The sequence below is a fragment of the Mycetocola sp. Y444 genome, assembly GCF_059445295.1.
The window spans coordinates 464,592-487,617 of the sequence record NZ_JCAIUB010000002.1 but is presented as its reverse complement, the minus strand read 5'-3'; the positions used below and the strand labels follow the sequence as shown (position 1 = coordinate 487,617).

Below are 23,026 nucleotides of genomic sequence, written 5' to 3'. Positions count from 1 at the left end.
CACCGCCCCTCACCGCGCACATCGCACACTGACGCGCGAGCAAGACGACCACGATCTCGCAGCCGCCGACAGGGGCAAAGCTTGCTCTATCGGCGCCCGAGTCCGATGTAGGTCCACCCGGAAGAACGCCACTTCTCGGCGTCCAGACAGTTCCTGCCGTCAACGATCACGGCGGAGTTAACGACCGACGCCGCCGCGACTGGATCAATTGCCTTGTACTCATCCCACTCGGTCACGAGGACGACGGCGTCCGCACCCGCGAGAGCTTCCTCAGTCGAGCCAAAGGTGAGCTGTGGATGCCGCTGGCGTGAATTCGAGATCGCTTCAGGATCTGTAGCTACGACTCGTGCTCCTAACCCATGAAGGCGGACGGCCACATCCAGGGCAGGCGAATCTCTCGTGTCGTCGCTGTCCGGCTTGAACGCGAGTCCAAGAACAGCCACCTTCTTCTTGTAGGCACTCCCGCCGAGAGCGTCCACCACCAGCTCAACAACGCGATCGCGTCGGCGTAGGTTGATGGCGTCTACCTCCTTGAGGAACGCCACAGACTCACCCCGGCCAAGCTCCTCGGCTCTGGCCGTGAACGCACGGATATCCTTCGGGAGACAGCCACCGCCGAAGCCAACGCCGGCATTCAGGAACTTCCGACCGATGCGCGCGTCGTAACCGATTGCATCCGCCAGTTCAGTGACGTCAGCGCCCGTAACCTCGGCGATTTCGGCCATGGCATTGATGAAGGAGATCTTCGTGGCCAAGAAAGCGTTCGCCGCAACCTTCACCAGTTCGGCGGTCGCATAGTCGGTAACGACGAGTGGTGTGTCGTTTGATATCGCCTGGGCGTACACCTCATTGAGGACGTCAACCGCAGACGGGCGATTCTCGACCGAGCCACCAGCACCCGAGAGAGGCGTCGCGAGAGCGTCGCGCTTAATCCCGTAGACGAGTCGGTCCGGTGCGATGGTGTCTTTGACCGCGTACCCCTCGCGGAGGAACTCCGGATTCCAAGCCAGCTCCGCACCAACCGCTTCGATCACCTTCGCCAGCCGTTCGGCGGTGCCGACTGGGACTGTCGATTTTCCGACAACCAGGTCGCCCACTCTTAGGTGCGGGAGAAGAGCGTCAACGGCACCATCCACATAGCTGAGGTCTGCACTCGTACCGTTCTTCTGCTGCGGCGTACCGACGGCGATGAAGTGCACTCTGGCACCGGCTGCGTCCGCGATTTCAGTGCTGAACTGCAGTCGTCCGATCGCGACTCCTTCGCGAAGCAATTCCGGGAGGTCCGGTTCGAAAAACGGCGCCCGCCCCTCCGCCAATGCTGCAATCTTCGTAGAATCCACATCAATGCCGACAACGTCGTGGCCAAGAGATGCCATTGATGCCGCATGGACTGCACCAAGGTACCCGCACCCGATTACTGCGATTTTCATAATGCACTCACCATATACGGGTGAGACGCGGAGGCGGGTTGCGTAATCTGCCGTTTACCTAATTGTCTTCCGTTGCCGAAGCGCCTGCCTCATTCCTTTCAGAAAGTGACCATCACATTGTTGTTTGCGGATTGGATCGCCCCTTCGACGACCACCAAAGTCCGAAGCCCGTCTTCCATCGTCACGACGTCGCTACGCTCTCCGAGTGCCGCGTCTCGGAAAGCCTCTAGCTCGACTCGCAACGGTTCCCGCTTCTGGAACGCGAATCGGGTGGCATTCCCTTCTGACACGCCTCTGAAGGCAGAGACGGAGTCCCATTCCGTCGGAATCGTCCCGTTCTCGTAGAAGGTCAGATCCCCGCTGGACGTATCCGCCACATAGGCTCCGCGCTCGCCCGTGACGATCGTCAATCGCTCCTTCATCGGGCTCAGCCAGTTGACAATGTGGTTAACGATCACACCGTTCTCCAACCGACCCGTCGCAAGGATCATGTCCTCGTGAGGGCGCCCGCTCTTGTGCATTGTCTGCGCAAATATTGAGCTATGAGGCGACTGTGCAACCCAGGCCGCTAGATCGATATCGTGTGAACCGAGATCCTTTCCCACGCCCACATCAGCGATTCGAGCGGGAAATGGCCCCTGGCGCCGAGTCGCGATCTGGTAGACCTCACCGATGTCACCCGCTTCCAGCCGACGCCGTAATTCCTGGAGTGCTGGGTTGAACCGTTCGATATGCCCGACCGCACCGACGAGACCTCTCTCGCGAAAAGCTTCTACCATTCGCATTCCCGCTCCCACGGTATGAGCGATGGGTTTTTCCACTAACGTATGCACCCCTGCGTCGGCGAGCTTCAACGCGGCTTCCTCGTGGAAAGCTGTGGGGACCGCCACAACCGCGATATCAATCCCTGCGGAAATGAGGGACTCAATGTCTGGCAAGATTTCAAGGTCACCGGCGACGCTGTGCGGATCACCGCCAGGATCCGCTATCGCAACAAGCTCGACCCCCTCCACCTCCCGCAATACTCGTGCGTGATGGCGACCCATCTGCCCAACACCAAGCAAGCCAGCCCGCAAGACAGGCACTCTTTTCATCAATCTCTCACTTCATCGATCGGAGCAACGGGAGTATAGAATCTTCCGGAGCAAATGGTTAGCGACTCAAGCGTGGGTGGCAACAACACTCAGGGTCCCAGCCACTTCTTCGTAGCGCTGGTCGGTCCTTGGGCACACCCATCCATCGCCTGACTTCAGGAGAGGCACGCCCGCCTTTCCCACCCATCCGATACGCCGGGCGGGGACCCCCGCCATGAGCCCAAATTCGGGGACATCCTTTGTCACCACGGCACCGGCCGCAATGGTTGACCAAGCGCCGATCGTTACCGGCGCTACGCAAACCGCTCGAGCGCCGATTGCAGCGCCCTCGTGAACAATCACACCAACAGGCTCCCAATCGTGAGAACTCTTCTGGGAGCCGTCTTCGTTGATCGCACGGGGATATGTGTCGTTGGTAAGCACGACGGCCGGCCCGATGAAGACACCATTTCCGAGTTGCGCTGGCTCATACACAAGCGCATGGTTCTGGATCTTACAGTTGTCGCCGACCTCGACAGCGCTACCGATATAGGCACCGCGCCCGACGATGCAGTTCCGCCCCAGCCGCGCACCTTCGCGAACCTGTGCGAGGTGCCAGACAGTACTTCCGGCACCGATGATTGCATCATCGGCAACTTCCGCCGTCCCTTCGATGACGACATCTCTGTTCGGCATAATCATGCACCTGCTTTCGCGAGGGAATTGACCGCCTCAACGATGCGGCCGAGGTCACTCTCTGACAACGACGGATGCACTGGAAGTGAAACAACCTCGGAGGCCGCTCTTTCCGTCTCCGGAAGGTGGACGTCTTTAGCGAAGTGGGCAAGCGACGGGAGACGGTGGTTCGGCACTGGATAGTAGACTCCCGCGCCGACGGCGTACTCCTCTTTGAGCGCCGCAACGAATCCATCACGATCTTCGGGGACCCGGACCGTGTACTGGTGGTACACGTGCACTGCGCCGGCGGCAACAGGCGGCACGATGACGTTCCGGAGGTTGGCGTCCAGAAAAGCGGCATTCCTCTGACGGTCAGCTGTCCATGCGCTGACCTTGGTGAGCTGGACCCGCCCGATAGCCGCGTGTATGTCTGTCATTCGGTTATTTAGCCCAATGACTTCATTTTGATACTGCACGTCCATGCCCTGGTTCCGGAAGAGTTTCACCCTGCGGACCATGTCGTCCGTATCACAGGTCACCATTCCGCCCTCGCCGCTGGTCATATTCTTGGTTGGGTACAGGCTGAACATTCCGAACCGGCCGAAGGTCCCTACCCGCTTACCATGCAGCTCAGCGCCGTGCGCCTGTGCGGCGTCCTCGTAGAGGTCCAGATCGTGATTCTGCGCGATAGACATCAACTCGGTCAGATGCGCCGGGTGTCCGTATAAGTGCACCGGCATAATTGCCTTCGTTCGTGTCGTTATCGCCGCCTCAACCGCGACCGGGTCAATAGTGAATTGGTTCGGTTCGATATCCACGAAAACCGGCGTCGCTCCTGTCAACGCCACTGAGTTCGCCGTTGCCGCGAAGGTGAACGATGGCACGATAACCTCGTCACCGGGCCCCACGCCAGCAGCCAACAGGCCCAGATGCAGACCCGAGGTCCCCGAGTTGGTGGCGACACTCGCCCGCCCCTGCACCATCACATCCGCGAACTCGGTCTCGAACGCTGCGACTTCGGGGCCCTGGGCGACCATGCCCGAACGCAGGACTCGGTCGACAGCCTCACGCTCCTCGTCACCGATGATGGGCTTGGCCGGCGGTATGAAGGACATAGTCATGCGTGAGTGTTCCCGTCTAGGTGCTGGAAATGGTGCCGCGCGTGCGGCTTAAGAATCTAGCGTGCGCCGCCGCCACCAATGACGAGGCGGGGCGTTCCCACCCACGACTCGGGGGAAGTCGAGTTGCGTCCGTCGACGAGGAGTCGAATCCCCGGGAGATCGGCAGCAGTGAGTGCCATGTATTCGTCATGGTCGGCCTGAACGATTGCGAGGTCGACCGGATCCCCAAGGTGGTAGGGAGTAAACCCGAAGCGGGCGAGCTCGTCATCGGCGTACAGCGGGTCGTGCACCTGCACCGTGGCTCCGCGCGCGACCAGCGCCTCGACAGTCGGGAATACACCCGAGAACGCCGTCTCCTTCACGCCGCCCCGGTACGCGGCACCAAGCACGACTGCGCGAATCCCGGTGAGGTCACCGAGAACATTCGCGGCCTGGTCGACGGTACGCGCCGGCATCGACGCGTTCAACGTGCGTGCCGTACGGACGATCTCGGCATCGTGGTCAGTGGACAGGTACAGCCGCGGATAAACAGGAATGCAATGCCCGCCGACCGCAATACCGGGTTTGTGGATGTGGGAGTACGGCTGCGAGTTACATGCCTCGATCACCGAGTAAACGTCGATCCCGGCGGTGTCCGCATACAACGCGAACTGGTTCGCCAATCCGATATTCACATCCCGGTACGTCGTCTCGGCGAGTTTCGCCATTTCTGCTGCCTCAGCGGAACCAAGGTCCCAGACCCCGTTCGGCCGGGCCAGATCCGGACGCTCGTCAAACGTCAAGACCGCCTCGTAGAACTCCGTCGCCCGCTTTGCCCCCTCGACGCTGAGACCGCCAACGAGTTTCGGATACTTCTTTAAATCAGCGAATACCCTGCCCGTGAGAACCCGTTCCGGCGAGAACACGAGATGGAAGTCAGTGCCCTCAACCAGACCGGACCCCTCCTCGAGCATCGGCTTCCACCGGGTCCGCGTTGTGCCGACCGGCAACGTCGTCTCGTACGACACGAGGGTACCTGGGGTGAGGTGCTCCGCGAGCGACTTCGTGGCGTCATCCATCCAAGCGAAGTCCGGCTCCCAGGTCTCATCATTCACAAACAAAGGAACGACAAGGACGACAGCGTCAGCGTTCGGGATTGCGTCGGCGTACTCGGTTGTTGCGCGAAGCTTGCCGGCAGGAACCAGAGCAGAGAGTTTCTCCTGTAGTTGCGCCTCGCCTGGAAAGGGTTCGATCCCATGATTGATCAAGCCCACCGTAGTCGGGTTCACATCTACACCAACCACCTCGTGGCCTGCATCCGCGAACTGCACAGCAAGAGGGAGACCGATTTTTCCGAGAGCAACAATTGCAATACGCATAGGACTAGAGCATAACTAAGTTTAAACCACACGAAGACAAGGCAGGTTTGGTGCCCGGGGGACCCCATTGTGTGCCCACGCCACGGCTGCGGGGCCCGCGCCAGAGGGTTTCACGTGTGCGGCTCCGAACGGGACCCATCCTCACGACAGATTGCTCTTAGCATGCGGTCCAATGAACGCGTCCAGCGCTTGATATGCCGCGCGACCATCGTGCCATCTCCGCGCGAATGCGATTCCCTGAGTCGCTAGCTGCTGCGAGTCTTCCATATTCGAAACGACTCGTCTCATAACCGACTCGAAATCTACTGGATTCGCGTCAACTATTGGAATCCGATCGGGGATCTGCGACCTCGCAAAACTAGACACGTTACCAATCACCAATCGCCCGGCCGCCATGGCCTCAATAGCCGCTACACCGTACGAACCGGTTTGGATCTGGTCAACAACAATATCTGCTTGCTGAACCAATTGCTTCATTCGAGAATGAGGCACAGCGGCTGGCCGGAGGTAGCGGATAATCCCTTCCTCTTCCATTGAAGTCAACACCGGATCGATGTACTGGGTCCCCTTGATGGGGGGATCACTCCTGCTAGGACGATGCAAAACGCATGGGCGATCGCTAGACAGCTCATTATTCTCGAGTTTCCAGAGTTCCACGTCGATCGTCAACGGCAACAACTGAGCAGTGGGGACGTCAGACAGCAGGTCGGGCGTGCTCACAAAAACAGGTACTCCCAAGGCGGCGATCTCTCCTTTATTCTTCGCGACCGTTCTGGAGAGGGTGTTGACCCACCCTTCCGGCGCGTCGCGAAAATATGAGTGAGGGTTGGCCGCAAGAGCGGCACGGGGGTCTCGGATGTCACTGCCGTGAAAGACAACCGCGACTTGACAACCGCGCTCACGCAGCGATTGCACCTCCGCTCCAAATGACGACGAGTTCCCGAACATGGCCGTATTCGACTCGTCAAGAAGGTGCGTGAGTCCCTTCATCACTGCCTCTACCCGGCGGTCCCGGATCGTACGCGGCGTTAGCCGCACATGAGGGAGGGTTACATGCGCCTTGTCTTTAATTCGAACTCCCTTTAGACGTGTCGCGACGGCACCGTCTTGCGCGAACGAAAACGCTTCGTGGGAAGAGTGACTATTGACACTGTCAGCCCATTGGTTCGCCTGTCCCGCTTGGTTCAAAGGGCCGATACCCAATCTCGCACTCACCTAAAACTCCTTTTCAATTCTTCGTCATACTTGGCGAATCGCACTGGATGCTCCCGAAGACGCGACGGATAGTCCAACCTCAGCGCGGTTTCTCTCTAGTACCAGACCGGCAAGGAGCAGCACGGCGAGGAAAAGCCACGACGTGGACGGCTCAAGAAACGAGCTGTTCATGGCGGTAAGTAACGGAAAGCAGCCCAGAAGCGTAAGTAGTAACAATCCGAGGATTCGGTTACCGCGCGATTCTGCCCGATTCGCGAATGCTCTCCCCCCAGTGAGAAGTAACGCCATCAGCAGAATAAGGAATGCTGCGAATGTCGCGAAACCAAACTGAGAGAGGATCTCGATCAGCCCGCTGTGCGGGCTCGCAACTCCGGATGTCGGGTACTGACCGGACCCCTTTTCCATGGCCGTCTCGAAACCGCCAAGTCCGAGCCCAGTCAGATAAGTATCGAGAGTGAAGTCGATTCCGTTCCTCAAGAGGTTGACCCTAACTAACATCGACCCCTCGTCAAATACGCTGCTCACGATTGATCCGAGTCCCGAACCTGGCTCGCCGGCCAAAAAGGCGAACGGACGGCGCGCAGAATCGACGATTGCGCTCGCCACGTTCGGTACAGCAACTGCCCCTATCACGATCGCCCCCGTTGCCACAAAAGCATAACGCGGCGGCAGGAAGGCCAATCCGAAAACGACCGCAACAACCACAAGGAGAAACGCCCCGAACCTGCTTTCAGTTGCAAGCATGAAAACTGGGAGGGAGGCAAGCGCCGCAACGTACAACGACTTCGCCCATTTGAATTCCACGGACACAAACCCATAGATGAGAACAGGGAAGGAGACCAGCAGAAAGAACGCGTAGTTGTTGGGATTAGCGAACGTGCTTGCACTGCCGAAGCCCTCCAAGATTGGATTGCCTGCCTGTTGCTGATAGTAATTCCCGAAAGGAGTGCCGAACACGATCTCACGCACCGAGATAGCTGAAGTTGCGAAGTACGCAAGGAGCCAACCGGCCGTTAGCGACTTCACCGCAGACGCTGAATTGCGAACCGTAGCAACGGCAACCAAAAGCACGATTCCAGAGAACAGAGAGATCCCCTCCGCGGAGGAATAGTCCGATGCCCCCCGAAACAGCAGCAAGAGCAAGGACACAACACACCAGATGAATATAAGACTGGCCAGCGCCGGTCTTAGATACGACCTCGACTTGGTCTGGCCTGGACGCCTGACGCGTACGGGTTGCACGAGAGCTATCAACAGAAGCAGCAGCGCAGCGACGCGGAATCCAAAAAGTGGACCCGCAACCGGGATCGCGGGACCGAAACCGGCCAAAACCGGGATCAAGAAAAGAAGGCTGCGTATCGCGGGTGAGTTCTCGCCGCAATAGTCGGCGGGCCCGCTGACGGGCTTTCTCAATTCAACGAAGTGCGGTGCTTGAGACTTACCCATCAGAGCTACCCGACCTTTTCGAGCCCCGCAAACCTCGGATCAAGCGCCAAAGTTGGACCATGTCTCGCCTTCGTAGGACACCCCAGACAAGGGCAAAAACTCCTGCGAAGATAATTCGCAGGTCACCAGACAGCTCGTTCGAGCGGAAAAGCGCGACAGTCACAGCAACGGTTACAAGGGTGACTATGATGAGCAAAGTCTGCCCCAACCATTGCTGCCGCTGGCGTCGCCAAACGAGAGCGTACGGAATAGCTGCAATCACGGTGGCCCCAACAAGATATCCGAGCGGCACTACGTACTGCGGGAGGCTCTCGCGCAGCGAGAGCCAGGTCGTAGCCCCGATACTGAAGCCAAGCAGGCTGGATCCCGCTGAAATTGCCATTCCGCGATTGGACTGGGTAGTGAGTGAGCTCACGGACGGCACGGCTAAAGTGACCATCACGACAGCGAGGAGCAGGAGCACGAGAATTTCGTCGGCTCCCTCGAACCCGGCCCCCCAAACCCACGCGACCAGCGGCTGAGCCAGAATGCTGATGATCCCAAACATACCAAGCATCACGGTCACCAGCATCTTCGTTGAGCTGCTCGTTCGTAGACGGAGGGCGTCGGGATTGCCTCGCCCGTGGTCACCCGCCATGGCGGGGAAGAGCGCCAAACTCACTGCGCTCGCCACCAGCGACAGCGGCGTTGTAAGAGTCAGTGCTGCCGAGTATTGTCCGGCGTAAGCGAGCCCGTTGATTGCCGTAGCGACCAAGATTGAGCTCTGGAGAAATCCTGAGCTAGACACTGTGCCTACGACCCCGAGAAGCATGAAGTGGTCAATCTGCCGTCGAATGTCTCGCGCGACGCCTCGACTTCGGCCATATGGCCAAGACACAAGGACAAAGAACAGCGTGAGGAGGGCAAGCGGTGTTAGGACCAAGACGCTTCGCACCCCGACCACAAGCAGCAGCAATACGGCGACGATACTAACAATGCTTGCTAGTACATCCCATCTCACTAGACGTGACACCTGTCCAGCACCGTAGTGAACGCCACGAATGTAGGCCTGCCCGCACATGCTTATCACCAAGAGGAGCGTGACCATTGTAGTAGCGAGCTGATTCAGTTCGAGAAAGAATCCAATTCCTACGATCCCCGCTGCTATCAACAAGGTGGCTTGAGCGACCCTAACCCCGATGAAACGCGCCACCGCCCGCGCACCCTCTAGATCCCCTTTGGCTTTGTATAGCGCCACATACTTGCTCGCAGCACTACCCGCGGAAGAGGGCAAGAAGAGTGTCGCCAGGTTCGCGGTGGACATCACGCTCTGTGTCAGTCCAAGGAGCTCAGGCCCGCCGAGGCGACCCAAGAGGACATTGGTCGTAAGTCTCGAACCGCCAAGAAAGATCGTGGACGTGAGACCGAGAAGCCCTGTACGGCCGGTCCCCCTTGACGCAGGCAGATCAAAGCGAATGGGCGTTGTGAACGCGAACCAGCGACGACTCAACGAACTGTCCTTGGACCTGTCGGCATACGGAGGCACTGGGGGGCAGCCGGCGTCGAAATCACGCACGCACCAAAGAAGCGTAAAGGCCCAAGAGCTTGGGTTCTTCCACATGCCAATTCAGACTCGCCGCCGCTTTCTTGGCATTCGCGCCGTGGCGATCCAGCAACTCTGGATCGAGTGCATACTGCCTAACCGCCATCGCAATAGCGTCAGGTGATGTTTCATCCACAAGGAGACCACAATCAAACTTTTCAACGATGCTTCGCCAAAGAGGGAAGTCTGAAGCGATAAATGGTAAACCAGCAGCCATATACTCGAACATTTTTGTCGGGAGCGAATCGAGGTACGCTGGCGTCTTCTGAAGCACAACGAGTCCCACCTTGGATTCTAAAATCACGTTTCTCGCCTCATCTGGAGAAACTCGGCCGTGGAACTGAACGCGCGACCAACCTTCACGCGCCTTCAGATTTTCCAAAAGCGACGCGTGAGCCATTCCTCCCACAAGTTGCAGGCTCCATGCTGGCGGGAACTCTTCCCGCGCCAAGGTGTCGACCATCTGCGTCGCTCCTCGTTCCCTCCCAATTGCACCGACGTAAACTACCCTATTTGCGCGCTTCGATGGAGTTGGTGCGACGGCATCCTCGGTCCGAAGCGGAGGATAGTTATGAATCACCGTCACTCGATGCGACGAATAGCGCTCCGCGATCCGCTCTGTCGCAGCGATCACATGATTGCTCATCTTCGATGCAGCGACTAGTCCGTGCGCAAAGATGACGAAGATTGGCTGGGAGACTCGGTTGACATAAGGCTTCCCCAAAATTTGTGAAGGTAAGTCTTCATGCGCATCATAGATGACCACCTTCCCGAGCATGCGAAGTATAGGAATCGTCCAAATAAGCTCCGGGTCGTGCAAATGGAACACTTGAGAGCGAGTGCGCAAAGCCTCGAAAGCTGCAATAGCGGAGCCCGCGAGCATTCGCCTCAGCCGGCCGTAGCGGGCAAACTTGAGTTTTCGTACTTCGACCCCCGTGGCCGGTAGCTCTATCGAACTTTCCTGCGCTACCAGTGACACTGCGTACCCTCCTCCAACAAGCGTGGCCGCCTCACGTAAGTGGATCCGGTTGTCGGACCAAGGATGCGCTGAACTCACATGGACCACTCTTGGCCGCGCTGTCCCGAGTTCCCTTCTTTCGTTCATTTCCGGGTCTCTTTCTCGCCCGAGGACGAAGTAGGCAGCAGATCATCGAGTCCGGACGCCAGGATTTCGGCGAGCCTGGAGTAGGAATAGCGGGTGGTTACGTGGGCGCGCCCCTTCTCGCCCATCTGGAATCGTTCGTAGTCCGTCAAGACCATCACCCTGTTCATCGCGTTGCGAAGCCCTTCTATGTCGTCGGCTGGCACCGTGTAACCAGCCCCCGACTCCGACACAGGATTGTGCTTTTGGTTCGTCGCGAAAACAATCGGGCGGGCGGCTAGCAGGTAGTCGAAAACCTTATTGAGGCTTATGCCGAAACGATAGACGGGCAGATCGTGCATGTTCGCGACCAGGCAGTCGGCTTCAGAAGCCCGTCGGAGCACCTCCGACTTCGGAACTCGATCTTCGAAGGAAATCGACCTGCACGACCCCAAGCTTTGGGCATGCGCCACGAGTGCTGCTTTGCTCGGCCCGTCGCCCACTAGACGGAGCTGGACCGACTCTTGCGGCAGTTCACGGGCCACTGTGTCATACGCGGAAAGTATGCCTTCGATCGCATTCGAGTTGCCGTGCGAGCCGAGGTACATGAATACAAACGGTGTTCCCACCATTGACCGCTGCTCGGGAACATCCGCCGTGACTTCAACGCCATTCGAAACCCACAGAAACGCTTTCTCAGGCAGACCGACCTCCTCTAGGTACCGGTGCACCCCCGGCAGAGGCGAGATCACGAGCTTCGACGCCCGGGCGAGACTCAACATCAGGCTTCGCAATCCCCTGGCACCGACACTTGCACCGTCTAGCTGCCCAAGGTGGATAAGGACGTCTGGCCAAACATCCCGAATCTCAAACACGAACGGGACACGGAACCTGGCTGCGAGAATCCGTGCGCTCAACGCAGCAAACGGGTGGACTGTGCTACCGACGATCACGTCCGGACGAGGCAACCCGCGGGTCGCGCCGGGCATAAGGAGGAACAAGGAGAACGCCAGCATTCCCGCGATCCTTCGAATTCCGTTTCCCGAGTAACTTATCGATCGCAGTATAACGAATCGCACGCCGTCTTCCGTCCCACGACGTCGAAGCCTCGACCGATCAAAAGTCTGGGCCCCACTTGGATGAGTCGTGCTAGCTGCGATCACGCTCGCCTCCCACCCGTGGCTCGGAAGCGATCGTGCGAGTGCAATATGGCGGCCCTGCCGCCCGTCCTTTACTCGGAGTGCCGCGTGATGGTTGATGAACCACACCTGCTTCGGAGTCGAATCAAATTTGTTGCGCAAGAAGTAGCTTTCGTTTATGTAAGCGAGGACGCGTCCGGTTACCGTGACTGCAAGTAGTTAGCGAGGCCGCCCGTATGCCAGAAGAGAACCGTCTCGTTGGGTTGAAACTTTCCGCGGCGTGCATAGTCGATCAAGCATGCAAACGCTTTTCCGGTATAGGTGGGGTCGAGAGGCAGCCCATGTTTCCAGCCCAGGTTGACCGCGGCCATAGTCGTGGGTCCTGCCTTCCCGTAGCCACCATCGATATACTCATCAGTGAATATGATTTCGGCGTTGGGCGCCCCTGCCCACCGTGCCGCTTCGGCAACCGCGGGGACGCCGCGATCTGCGCGGCGGGCCACGGACACGCCTATGACCTGACACTCAGCCTGGCGCAGCGTCACCGCCGCCGCTATCCCGCCCTGCGTTGCGCCAGTCCCGGATGCCACAACAATCGACCCCGGAGCGCATTCGGACAGCACTTCGTCGGCTGCACGTCGATATGCGTTAGCGCCTACGGGTGTGTGCCCACCTCCGCTGACAATATGCGCCTTCATTCCTGATCTCTCGATGTCGTCCGCGAAGATTGCGATTGTCTGAGATATTTTGTCGGGAGCAACTACCGAGTACGTGGCGTTTAAGTCCCGAAGCATCTTCAACGCCGGGCTTTCGCGATTCGCACCGCCTTCGTCATGGAGAACAAGGTGCACGCGTATTCCCCGCTGGGCCCCGAGAAACGCGAGCGTACGACAATGGTTCGATTCGATCGACCCATTCGTTATGACAACATCAGGCAGCACCGATAACGACTCGAGCTCATCGAAAAGCTTTCTGACTTTATTCCCGGCGAGCGGAAACGGCAGCAGGTCGTCCCGCTTCACCAGCAGGTTCACGCCTAATACGTTTCCTAGGCGCTCATGTGACTCGATTGGGCTAGCCAAGGCGCTCGTCATCGGGACGAAGTCCAATCTTCGGTCCGCAAGGACATATTAATGCGACCATCCTCCGGCTCGGAGTCTGAACCAAAGCCGAAGGACTTATAGAGACCGATGGCCTTCGTGTTCGCGACGCTCACGCTTAGCTGACAGCCCTCATACCGGCCCGTCGCGCTAAGCCAACGGAAGAGCAGTTCCATCGCATGTCGGCCCACCCCGCTCCCGGTCTTCGTTGGATCCACGAAAATATACAGCTCAGGAAGCACATTCCTCTGGTCTGCCCGCAGTCCCAGCATCGCGCACGGCATTCCGGTATCGAGCTCGTACACCACGAGGTCGTGGCGGTCCACATTCCTACTAGCCTGCCGGTACCAGGTAAGAGTGCTCGTCTCGTCGATTACGCTTGGCAAACGCATGTGCTCGCGTGTGGCTGGGTGGTTCATCCAAGCTACGCGTGCTGGGATGTCGCGAAGCAGGAAAGCTCGGAGCCCAAACTTTGTAGTACGAGGGTAGGAGCGCGAAACGTCAAGCGGTTCACCTGAATCCCCTGCCACGACTGCGACGGAACTCCCCCGCAGGGACTGGGTGAACGTGCGAGCCAATATGCGCATGTCTCCACCTAGGGACAAAGTATCAACATACTTGACGTCGAGAGCCAATCGGGCATCCCAGTCCACACCGTTGCGACCCTGCGTCTGTGCTAGCCCGGTCACCCCAGGCCTCACAGTGTGCCGTCGGCTCTCCTCGGCTGAGTAAAAGGGCACATATCTCGTGAAAAGTGGTCGAGGCCCCACTAGCGACATCTCACCCCGGATCACATTCAGAAGTTGCGGTAGCTCGTCCAAACTACTCCGTCGGAGGAACCGACCCACTGACGTGAGCCGCTCTGAGTCACTCAGCAAGCTGCCATCGGGGCGACGTTCATCAGTCATGCTCCTGAACTTGTAAATATTGAACGTGATGCCGAACAGGCCGGCTCGCGGCTGCCGGAAGAGCACCGGTCGCCCCACCCCGATCGCCACGATCACCCCGGTGACTAAGGAGAGCGGCAAGGTTATTGGTGCTGTGACGGTCACCAACGTGAGATCAAAGATACGTTTCACGGCCCGCATCGCCGTGACGCTTCTGCTCAGTCGCATGTCGCTCGGTCAGCCCCGCCCGGACCAACCTCTTGATATTTAGCCGAGCGAACGCCAAACCTATACTGCAGCCACGGCTGCCTTGCCTCTCTGCCCAGTGCCCATGCGACATACGCGGCGGGCGCGTTTGCTCCGGCCATGTGAGAAAATGGATAACCCCCGCCAAACCGTGGGTTGACATCTATGAGCCAATGCGTGCCCGACGCATCCTCCATCACGTCTATGTCCATAACGCCGGCGTGCGGTACTGCGGCAGCTAACGCCCGCCCGGCTGATGCGAACCGCGAGGGGTCTTCGCTGACCGCCTGATCCGTCTCACCACCACGCATTGAGACTTTGCGCCGAACGAAAACTGCCGCAAACTGCTGGGCGAAATCGCTGACGACGTCGCAACCGTATTCCACCCCGACAACAGCCGGTTGAACGACAACGCTTCGGAGCCCATCTTCTACGGTGGCACAGGCACGTCCGTACTTGTCCGCGGCTGTCGAGGCAGCCGTAAGAAGGTCGGATTCAAGACCCTTGGCGTCCGTAAAGCCGAGACCAGACGATCCGCTACCGAATCTGTTCTTAATAATCAGCGGGACCCCACAGTCAATCACTTCTCGGTCGTTCATAACTTCTTCGCCTAGCCAAGTCGCGGGAACACGAAGGCCCTCGATGGATAATTGACGCGCCATCAAGTACTTATCCGCCACGAGCGATTGCTCATAGCTGGCAAGAGAAATGAGACGAGTTCCGGAGTGGTCAAGGAGTGCACGCTTATTCAAGGTTGACCAGAGGGCAAGCTCGAAGTCGTTGACGCTTAGCGCGATGTCGATCCCTCTCGTCTCGAGGAGGTCTTCGAGCGCCGATCGATACTCATCGGAATTGATCGGCGGTAACTTCACGAATGCATCGGCTTCGGCGCGTGCGGCCACATACTGATTGGCGTCAGCGACGGTCACCTTCCCGTCTATGCCATTTTGAGCGAGTGCCTCGCGAAACCAACGGACAAGATAATTTCGTCGTCCCACAGAACTGATCAGGACGTTCAAAGTCGTCATAGCCCACCCCGGCTCTCGACGAACCGCAACAACCTTGCTTCTATCCGATTGATATCATCGTTAGCTAATGCAGAGCCGCTGGGAAGGGTCAAACCCGTCGCGAACAAAGCCGCTGACGCGCCGTTGAGCACGGACGGATACCCCGCGAAAATCGGCTGCAAATGCATGGGCTTCCACAGTGGTCGGCTCTCGATGTTTTCCTCAAGCAAGTCCAGGCTTAGCTCTGCCGGTGTCCACCCGGTCACGCTCACATCGACGAGTATCGAGGTGAGCCAACAGTTGTCTTCGGTGTCGTCGTCACCGCCAAAAATGGAGACCCCGCCAACTGCAGCGAAAAACTCGCGGTACCGGTCACGCATGGCGCGACGGCGACCGATCATCTCGTCGAGCCGGGTAAGCTGGGCCCTCCCCAGCGCAGCAAGGAGATTACTTAGCCGGTAATTGTACCCGATATCGGTGTGCTCGTAGTGCGTCACCGGTTGGCGCGCTTGCGTCGCGAGGTATCGAACTCGGGCTGCTACGTCGCCGTCATCAGTGAGAAGCATCCCGCCGCCAGATGTCGTCATAATCTTGTTGCCGTTGAAAGAGATAATCGATGCCAACCCGAACGAACCCGCAGGACGCCCTCGATGCGTGGCGCCGAACGATTCGGCTGCGTCGACTATCAACGGAATTCCGTATTCGTCTGCAATTGCGCAAATCTCGGTGTAGTTGATCGCCTTGCCGAGAAGATCAACGGGAACAATAGCTCCGATCTTCTCTCCCGCTGCGCGAAGTTGTTCCACAGCTTGCCGGAGGAGCCGGGGGTCGAGATTTCCGGTCCCGACTTCGCAGTCGATAAAGAACGGTTCCGCGCCGGTGTATGTGATGGCATTCGCCGTTGCGACGAAAGTCATCGTGGAGGTGAGCACCACATCACCCTCACCGACTCCTGCCGCAAGCAACGCCAGGTGCAGTGCAGCGGTGCCGGAGCTAAGCGCAACTGCGTGCGCAACCCCGATTCGTTCCGCCACTTCCTCCTCGAACGCGTTCACGTCCGGGCCCAAAGGCGCAATCCACCCGGACCTCATCGCGGCGATCATGAATTGTTCTTCCAAAGCTCCAACGTCTGGGGACGACATATGAATTCTGGCGTTCATCGCAGGTCACCCGCCGGAATACGTTCGATAATGCTGGTCGTGTTGTTGTCTCGTGGAGAGGCGACCATTCTTTCTTCCCATCCTCTTTTGTTGAGCCGCTCTGGAGAAATACCTCCCACGCGCGCGTGAGATATCTTCGGGTGCAGAGGACGCTCGTCCGTTTCGTTCGCGCCAATGAGCTCTTCGTGCAGCTTTTCGCCCTCACGTAGGCCCGTGAACACTATCTCGATGTCCTTACCCGACATGGATATCATGCGTTGCGCGACATCGAGAATTTTTACGGGCTCGCCCATATCTAATATGAGGACCTCGCCGGCGCTGCCGATCCCGCCGGCTTGAACGACGAGCTGGCAAGCTTCCGGAATGGTCATGAAGAAGCGCGTGACTTCCGGGTGGGTAACGGTCAACGGGCCACCTGCTTTGATCAGAGATGTAAAGGTCGGGAGCATCGAACCACGGCTGCCGATCACGTTTCCGAAACGAACGGACAAATACGTCTGCCCGGTTTGCTCCGCCATCCACGCAGTCAGTTTTTCGGCAACTCGTTTGGAGTGCCCAAGAACGCTCGTCGGATTGGCGGCTTTGTCCGTCGAGATGTTCACGAAGGTGCTCACGCCTGCCCCACGAGCAGCTTCCAGAACGTTGAGGGTCCCGAGCACGTTGGTTTTCCACGCCTCATCGGGATATTGCTCCAACATAGGAAGATGCTTCAGCGCCGCTGCATGGAACACGACGTCCGGCTGGCGATCGTGAAAAATCACGGATAGTGCGTCTGCATCGCGGATGTCCGCCAGTACCACGTCGCGCGTGTCCAGAAGACCGTGCCCCGAAATGGCGAGTTGCGCACCCTGCAGTGCGGTCTCGTCGCGGTCGAGCATGATGAGTTCGCCCGGGCTGTACTTCGCGATTTGGCGACACAGCTCAGATCCGATCGAGCCACCGGCTCCGGTGACGAGAACCTTCTTTCCTTTGAGATACCCAGCGATCGTCTCGACCTCAGTGTCGACGGGGTGACGACCGATCAAGTCCTCGATCGAAATATCACGCATGTCCGAGAGAGTGGTCTTGCGCTCGAGCAGCGTCTCCAGCGGTGGAAGAACCTTGACCGCGAGCCCCGCAGCCGTTGCAGCATCCGAAATGCGCCGGATAAGCGCGGAGTCCGCGCGGCCGATGCAGATGACGAGGTCGGTGGAGTGCGTCTTCTCCACTACCTTGTGCAGGTCGTGGAACGTACCTAACACGCGCACCCCCCTGTGCTGCGCATTGGATTTCAAGGGGTCGTCATCAATAAGCGCAACGGGAAGAAACTGAGATGACGGGTCCGTAAGCATGCGACGGACAAGTGTCGACCCCAGATACCCGGCACCGTACACGATCGTGCGTCTGGCCTGGCTTCCTGGTTTGTACTTCCGCTCGACGTACAAGCGCTTCGCGTACCGAACCGCGAACATGATGATCAGCGCGATAGGGAGCGCGATAACCGTCGCACTGCGCGGGATGTCGAGCACCGTTCCGAGCAGGACGACGGGGAGGGTCAGGATACCGAATACGCCGAGCGCCGCGAACACCAGAGCTCGCACCTCCTCGAAGCTCCCGTAGGTGTATCGCCCCTTGTAGAGCGCACAACCCCAGCCGACACCAAACTGCAAAATGACGGCGACGATAACCAAGCCCGCCAAAGCGCCCCCGGCGACGTTGGAAAGCACGAACTCGTACCGATAGATAACGGCGAGGACGAGGGCGGCCGCCCACGCCGAGGCGTCCAGGACAAACTGTGCTCCGAAACGAACGAGCGGCACCTCGCCGTTTCCTGCGTCGCGCTCTTCTCTGAGCTCGGCAGCTACTTCCATGTCAGTCCCCCATCAATCGATCGTGCAAAAACATCGCCGGACCACAGCCAGAAAGTGCCGTCGTCAGAAGCGGAAACCACAGTCTGCCCAGACGCAGACGTTTCACCGACGCATCCGGCCGGGCCCCCCGGCCTCGAATCCTTAACCGTCACAACTGACGTTCCGCCGCACCCGCCCTGCCCTGCCACAGCGGTGACGTACCCGTCAGGCGCACCGGCCAGTGCCACCGCTCCCGGCACCGCGATGGCCGCAGACCACGTCGAGCCGCCGTCAGTGGTCAGATACACAAGTTGGTCCGCACAGAGCACTGCGGCTTCGTCCGTCGAACGCGTTGCGATCATCACCGCTGAGGAGCACGGGGCTGCGACCATCCCAGTGGGACTGTGGATAGCGGCGACATCCGTGGGGTCGAGATACCAGTAAGAGCCAAGCCGGGCAGAGTAGTCAGCCCACGCATCTCCAGCAACGAAGGTACCAACCAGTTGGGGCGAACATCCGGCGTCGAGGGTCACCACGTTGGCGGCGGACGCCGACTCCGGAACGACCCGTATCACCGCAGCCGCGCCGGTTTCGGCAGAGGGGTCAACAGTCTTCCATTTGGTGCCGCCATCGTCCGTGTATTCCAACACCACAGTGCCATCCGGGCATGACCCGATCGTGCCCCGCCATGCAATGTCACCACTCGCGGCTGCGAGCACCCGCTGCGGTGGGACAGCATTCGCAGGAACGGCCGCTGTAGCACTCGGCTCAGCGCTGGGAGGCGACGAAGGCAACGCTTGGTTTCGCTCAACGCGCTCCGGCCCGCGCTGCGCGTTGAGCGCAGCCCCCACGAGAACCGCGTCTAAAACTACGAAGAGCGAAAGACCGACCACCGACCACCGTTTTGAAAGCCCCTCGCCGCGCGGTCGACGGAATGCCTTGTTCGATGCCACGGCAGCCTAGATAACCGTCGCCGCGCGGCGGAACAATTCGACGGCAGCCGCCACCGCTGGAACCAACTCATCTGCAGAGCGCGCGTAGATATCATCGGTGCGACGGTACGGATCAATGACGTCGTCATCGTCTGGATGCACCGGCGGGGTCACAACTCCCCGAAGCGCCGCGGAAGAAGCAATAGCGGCTGAAAAACGCGCCGCGAGATCATGCCGCGGCAGCAAGGCAACCTCGGCCAAATCACCATCGGTCATCTCCGACGCTATGCGCGCGAACTCCCGGAGCGTGAACGTGTATCGGGAAGCCCCGGGGCGCAGCTGCACAACGGCCCGGCGGTGCTCCCGAGCCATCGCGAACACGACATCAGCGTCGCGAATGTGTTGTTCGTTGAGCTCGCGAGCAACGTGCGCTGCGGCGTCCGTCGCGCCGAAGCTGCTGGCCATTTCCAGCGCCCGGGCATCCATCGGCTCACCGGCCAGACCGACTGTGCCAGCGCTTGCAACGACCACTCCACGATATGCACTCAAACCCGCACGCAGAAGTTGTTCCGCCATGGGCGACCGGCAGATGTTCCCGGAGCAAACGGTCAGTATCTTGAACGTCGACACGGCTACTCCGCCCCTGCTTCGCGAAGCGACCGACGCCCCTTCACTGCAGTCGTCCCACCGGTCTTCCGGCCGGCCTTCTTGCCTGCCGCAGCGTCGACGGGTGCATCGTGCTCTTCGAACTTGCCGTAGCTGTACTGCCCGTAGGCGTAAGAGTCGGGTCCCTTCGTCGGCAACATCGTGACGACGACGCCGGCCAGGTGGCTGCCGATACTCTCGAGTGTGCGCACAGCAGCCACCAGCTCGTTCTTTTTAGTGCGGCCCGAGGCAGCAACGACAATCGCACCCCCAGCGAGTTTCGAGACCACAGCAGCATCGGTCACCAGAAGCAGAGGGGGAGCGTCAATGAGCACGATGTCGAACTGCTCGGTGAGCGTGCTGAGAAGGCGTTTCATCGCGCCAGAGCCCAACAGCTCGCTGGGGTTCGGGGGAACACGGCCGCTCGGCAGCACATAAAGTTTGCCGCGGCCCCACTTCTGCAGCACGTCGGCCAGCTCAGCCCGCCCGATCAGGACATCCGTTAGCCCCACTCCGCCTTCCACGCCCATGTAGTCGGCGACTCGCGGGAGCCGGAGGTCACCGTCGATGAGAGCGACGGATGCCCCGGTTTCGGCCAGGGCGATCGCGAGGTTGGCCGCCGTTGTGCTCTTCCCCTCGCCCGGGATGGAGCTGGTGATGACGAAGCTCCGAGGCCCAGCGTCCAGGTTCACGAACTGGAGGTTGGTGCGCAGGCTTCGGAATGATTCTGCACGAGGACTGCGCGGGTCGGCGTGAACGACGAGTGGACGCTTCTTGGCCTCCGGGTCAAGAGCAATACCTCCGAGGATAGGCGCGTCCGTCACCAGCTCGATATCGTGCGAACTGTGGATGCGAGTGTCGAGGACACTCCGGAGCACCGCGGTTCCAAGGCCGATCGCCAGGCCAACCAAGAGTCCCAGGACGATATTGAGCGGCACGTTCGGACTCGACGGCTTGACCGGGACTACGGCCGGCTGGATTGTCTCGATCTTCACCGGACTCGCTGTCTCGCCCTCGGGCTTCTCCAATTGGTTCGTGACGACGTCGGCGAAGGTGGCACCGACTGAGTTGGCGATTGCGGCGGCCTCGACCGGGTCGGTGTTTGTCACTGTCACGTTGATCAGGACGGTATTGAGCGGTGAATTCGCTGTTATCGACGGGGCGAGTTGCTGCGCAGTGGTATCGAGATCAAGCTCATCGACAACCCGGTCGAGCACCAGCGCGCTGTTCACGACGTCCACGTAAGAAGTGACCGCCTGACGGGCGAAGCTTGTTCCCTGCACCAGCTCGCCCGTGGCGGCGCCTTCAGAGGCTCGGACTGAAACGTAGAGCTGCGTGGTCGTCTGGTACTTCGCCGGCAGAACCAGCGAGTATGCCGCTGCGGCACCAACGCCCAACAAAGTGCACGCAACGATCAGAATCCAGCTCTTGTGCAGAATTCTTACGTAGTCTTTGAGCTCCAAAGAGTTCCCCCCAAAAGTACAACTGTCAAAGTCCAGACAGTTTGGATTAGTTTTGCACACCTGACACGTGCTTGTTGCGCGGCGGCACCCGGATGTCGCAGTTTGACTAGAGTCCAAAGGCCTTTGAGTCACCAAAACCCCCAAGTCAGGGAATTCTCCGGCGGCCGCTTACGCAGCGCTTCTGGCCTAGGCTGGCGCGTCCTCGCCAGGTTCACCGAGACCGGGGTCTTCGGCTGGCGGAGAAATCGTTGGGGGAACCTCCGGACCTGGGGTAACCGGAGTTTCGTCTGCCTCTTCAGAAGGAGGCCCGGTGTCAGGTACCGAGTCCCGCGGTCGAGTCGGTGCCCGACGGGGCATCTCTTCCTCCTGCTCCTCCTGGTCGCCCTCCAGATCTTGCCCTGTTTCCCGCTCGCGGACCACGCGAGCATTCTCGTCTTGCAGAGCAAAAACGGCAGCCGCATACGCTTGCAACTCGGACGCTCCGGAACCTTTTTCAGCCGCAGCGACCAACGCCGCAACGGCCGTCATAACAGCATCCCTCCACTGCTGGCTGGCTTCCTGATTCACAGCAGTGATGCTCAGCGCGGCTGCAGGCACGGTGTCAACAAAGGTTGTGAAGGCCACGGCGAAGTCGTCGCGCGCCTCGGTGATGGTCAGGAGAGCGGCGTCCAGTTCGGTCTGCGCCGATTCGATGCGAGTCGCCTCCGCCGACAGCTCGTCGAGCCCCGCTGCGATCTCGGCAAGGCTCGATTCGGAGCTCACATCCGGAACGACGTACGGAGTGTCGGCCGGGTCGGTGACCGCGATCGCAGCGATCGATGTTGTAGTGGCAATGCGTTGGGTCTCCGCGGCAACGCGCGCCACCTCATCAACGGCGCCAGCGACCGCTGCGAGTGACGCCGCAGCGGCAAGATTGAGTGACTCCGCCTCGGCCTTGGCCGTGACGATTCCGTCAAATGTCGCGGTCAAGTCCCGATTTGCCTCGGATACCAACAGCTGCCGTGTCGCGTAAGCGTCAAACGCGGTCTGTTCTGGCGTCGACGCCTGGCTTTTCACCGCGAAGGCGACCCCGACTCCCGCGAGGGCAATGGCAGTAATAATCGATACAACGATGGTCAGAATGCTTCGGGACTGTCTCTGCTTGTTTCCCGGTAAGTAGATGGGCGGCGTGGCGCGCTGGGCTCTCTCGTGCTCGGCGATTTCGGCGCTGACCTCTGCTCCATCGCTTTGAAGTAGCGAAGCGAGGCGCGCTGATTCATCCGCGTCTGAAGAGGTGTCGCTCACACCTGGCACCGTCGCTGTTTTTTCAAACGGCAAGGACAAAGCGAACCTGTCGTCATCCGCAACGGGGCCAGCGATGATGATCCGGTCATCTTCGAGCAATCGGCGCTGAAGAAGTTCCCCGCCACTTCCGGTGTGCGCTCGATTGGCGTCGTCTTGTTGCATTGTCTATGTCCCCCGGGCATGCCAGAGGGCTGCTCCGACGACGAAACCCTATCGCAACGCTCTCTGCGCGAGGGCCTCTTCTCCCTCGCTTTGGGGGAGAAAGTAATCGGCTTGCTGGCAGCGCAGGCACCGCTTCTCAGGGAAGCTGCGGTCGACATCATATGCCGACCGCAGCTCCCCTCCTGCTC

Annotated in this window: 19 protein-coding genes; all 19 read right to left on the bottom strand. The window is 59.5% G+C overall.

All coding sequences use genetic code 11. The features are described from left to right. Positions 1-86: 86 nt before the first annotated feature. Complete coding sequence (locus tag AC1C2M_RS08985; protein WP_495436021.1) at positions 87-1,430, bottom strand: UDP-glucose dehydrogenase family protein; 1,344 nt, start codon at positions 1,428-1,430, stop codon at positions 87-89. 98 nt (positions 1,431-1,528) lie between these two features. Further along, the gene (locus AC1C2M_RS08980; protein ID WP_495436496.1) at positions 1,529-2,515 is read right to left on the bottom strand and encodes a Gfo/Idh/MocA family oxidoreductase; all 987 of its coding nucleotides are present in this window, start codon (positions 2,513-2,515) and stop codon (positions 1,529-1,531) included. Positions 2,516-2,590: 75 nt separating this feature from the next. Continuing rightward, positions 2,591-3,205: an acyltransferase gene (locus AC1C2M_RS08975; RefSeq protein ID WP_495436020.1), complete on the bottom strand. Its 615-nt coding sequence runs from the start codon at positions 3,203-3,205 to the stop codon at positions 2,591-2,593. Next, positions 3,202-4,302 carry a DegT/DnrJ/EryC1/StrS family aminotransferase gene (locus AC1C2M_RS08970; RefSeq protein ID WP_495436019.1) on the bottom strand — a complete coding sequence of 367 codons (1,101 nt, stop codon included), beginning with the start codon at positions 4,300-4,302 and terminating at the stop codon, positions 3,202-3,204. Before AC1C2M_RS08970 ends, AC1C2M_RS08975 begins: the two co-directional genes overlap by 4 nt. Before the next feature lie 56 nt (positions 4,303-4,358). Further along, a complete protein-coding gene (locus AC1C2M_RS08965; protein ID WP_495436018.1) occupies positions 4,359-5,660 on the bottom strand; it encodes a nucleotide sugar dehydrogenase in 1,302 nt (433 codons plus the stop codon). Between the two features lie 141 nt (positions 5,661-5,801). Continuing rightward, positions 5,802-6,875 carry a glycosyltransferase gene (locus AC1C2M_RS08960; protein WP_495436017.1) on the bottom strand — a complete coding sequence of 358 codons (1,074 nt, stop codon included), beginning with the start codon at positions 6,873-6,875 and terminating at the stop codon, positions 5,802-5,804. A gap of 24 nt (positions 6,876-6,899) precedes the next feature. Further along, entirely contained in the window at positions 6,900-8,321 is a 1,422-nt protein-coding gene (locus AC1C2M_RS08955) for an O-antigen ligase family protein (RefSeq protein ID WP_495436016.1), read from the bottom strand. Next, entirely contained in the window at positions 8,314-9,624 is a 1,311-nt protein-coding gene (locus tag AC1C2M_RS08950) for a lipopolysaccharide biosynthesis protein (RefSeq protein WP_495436015.1), read from the bottom strand. The genes AC1C2M_RS08955 and AC1C2M_RS08950 overlap by 8 nt, the downstream gene beginning before the upstream one ends. Before the next feature lie 244 nt (positions 9,625-9,868). Beyond that, entirely contained in the window at positions 9,869-11,008 is a 1,140-nt protein-coding gene (locus AC1C2M_RS08945) for a glycosyltransferase (RefSeq protein ID WP_495436014.1), read from the bottom strand. Beyond that, positions 11,005-12,252, bottom strand: a complete 1,248-nt coding sequence (locus AC1C2M_RS08940; RefSeq protein WP_495436494.1) for a glycosyltransferase family 4 protein — start codon at positions 12,250-12,252, stop codon at positions 11,005-11,007. The genes AC1C2M_RS08945 and AC1C2M_RS08940 overlap by 4 nt, the downstream gene beginning before the upstream one ends. Positions 12,253-12,323: 71 nt before the next feature. Next, entirely contained in the window at positions 12,324-13,217 is an 894-nt protein-coding gene (locus tag AC1C2M_RS08935) for a 1-aminocyclopropane-1-carboxylate deaminase/D-cysteine desulfhydrase (RefSeq protein WP_495436492.1), read from the bottom strand. Next, a complete protein-coding gene (locus AC1C2M_RS08930) occupies positions 13,214-14,311 on the bottom strand; it encodes a GNAT family N-acetyltransferase (protein WP_495436013.1) in 1,098 nt (365 codons plus the stop codon). Before AC1C2M_RS08930 ends, AC1C2M_RS08935 begins: the two co-directional genes overlap by 4 nt. A 17-nt stretch (positions 14,312-14,328) precedes the next feature. After that, positions 14,329-15,384 carry an ATP-grasp domain-containing protein gene (locus AC1C2M_RS08925; RefSeq protein ID WP_495436012.1) on the bottom strand — a complete coding sequence of 352 codons (1,056 nt, stop codon included), beginning with the start codon at positions 15,382-15,384 and terminating at the stop codon, positions 14,329-14,331. After that, positions 15,381-16,481: a DegT/DnrJ/EryC1/StrS family aminotransferase gene (locus AC1C2M_RS08920; RefSeq protein ID WP_495436011.1), complete on the bottom strand. Its 1,101-nt coding sequence runs from the start codon at positions 16,479-16,481 to the stop codon at positions 15,381-15,383. The genes AC1C2M_RS08925 and AC1C2M_RS08920 overlap by 4 nt, the downstream gene beginning before the upstream one ends. Positions 16,482-16,519: 38 nt before the next feature. Beyond that, positions 16,520-18,373 (bottom strand): polysaccharide biosynthesis protein, encoded by a 1,854-nt coding sequence (locus tag AC1C2M_RS08915; protein WP_495436010.1) that lies wholly within the window; start codon positions 18,371-18,373, stop codon positions 16,520-16,522. Further along, on the bottom strand, positions 18,364-19,002 hold the full coding sequence (locus AC1C2M_RS08910; protein WP_495436009.1) for a hypothetical protein: 639 nt from the start codon (positions 19,000-19,002) through the stop codon (positions 18,364-18,366). Before AC1C2M_RS08910 ends, AC1C2M_RS08915 begins: the two co-directional genes overlap by 10 nt. Before the next feature lie 309 nt (positions 19,003-19,311). Beyond that, positions 19,312-19,860: an arsenate reductase/protein-tyrosine-phosphatase family protein gene (locus AC1C2M_RS08905; RefSeq protein WP_495436008.1), complete on the bottom strand. Its 549-nt coding sequence runs from the start codon at positions 19,858-19,860 to the stop codon at positions 19,312-19,314. Between the two features lie 56 nt (positions 19,861-19,916). Further along, positions 19,917-21,392, bottom strand: coding sequence for a tyrosine-protein kinase domain-containing protein (locus AC1C2M_RS08900; protein WP_495436007.1), 1,476 nt, complete (start codon positions 21,390-21,392; stop codon positions 19,917-19,919). A gap of 186 nt (positions 21,393-21,578) precedes the next feature. Beyond that, positions 21,579-22,676: a hypothetical protein gene (locus tag AC1C2M_RS08895; RefSeq protein WP_495436006.1), complete on the bottom strand. Its 1,098-nt coding sequence runs from the start codon at positions 22,674-22,676 to the stop codon at positions 21,579-21,581. Positions 22,677-23,026 lie beyond the last annotated feature (350 nt).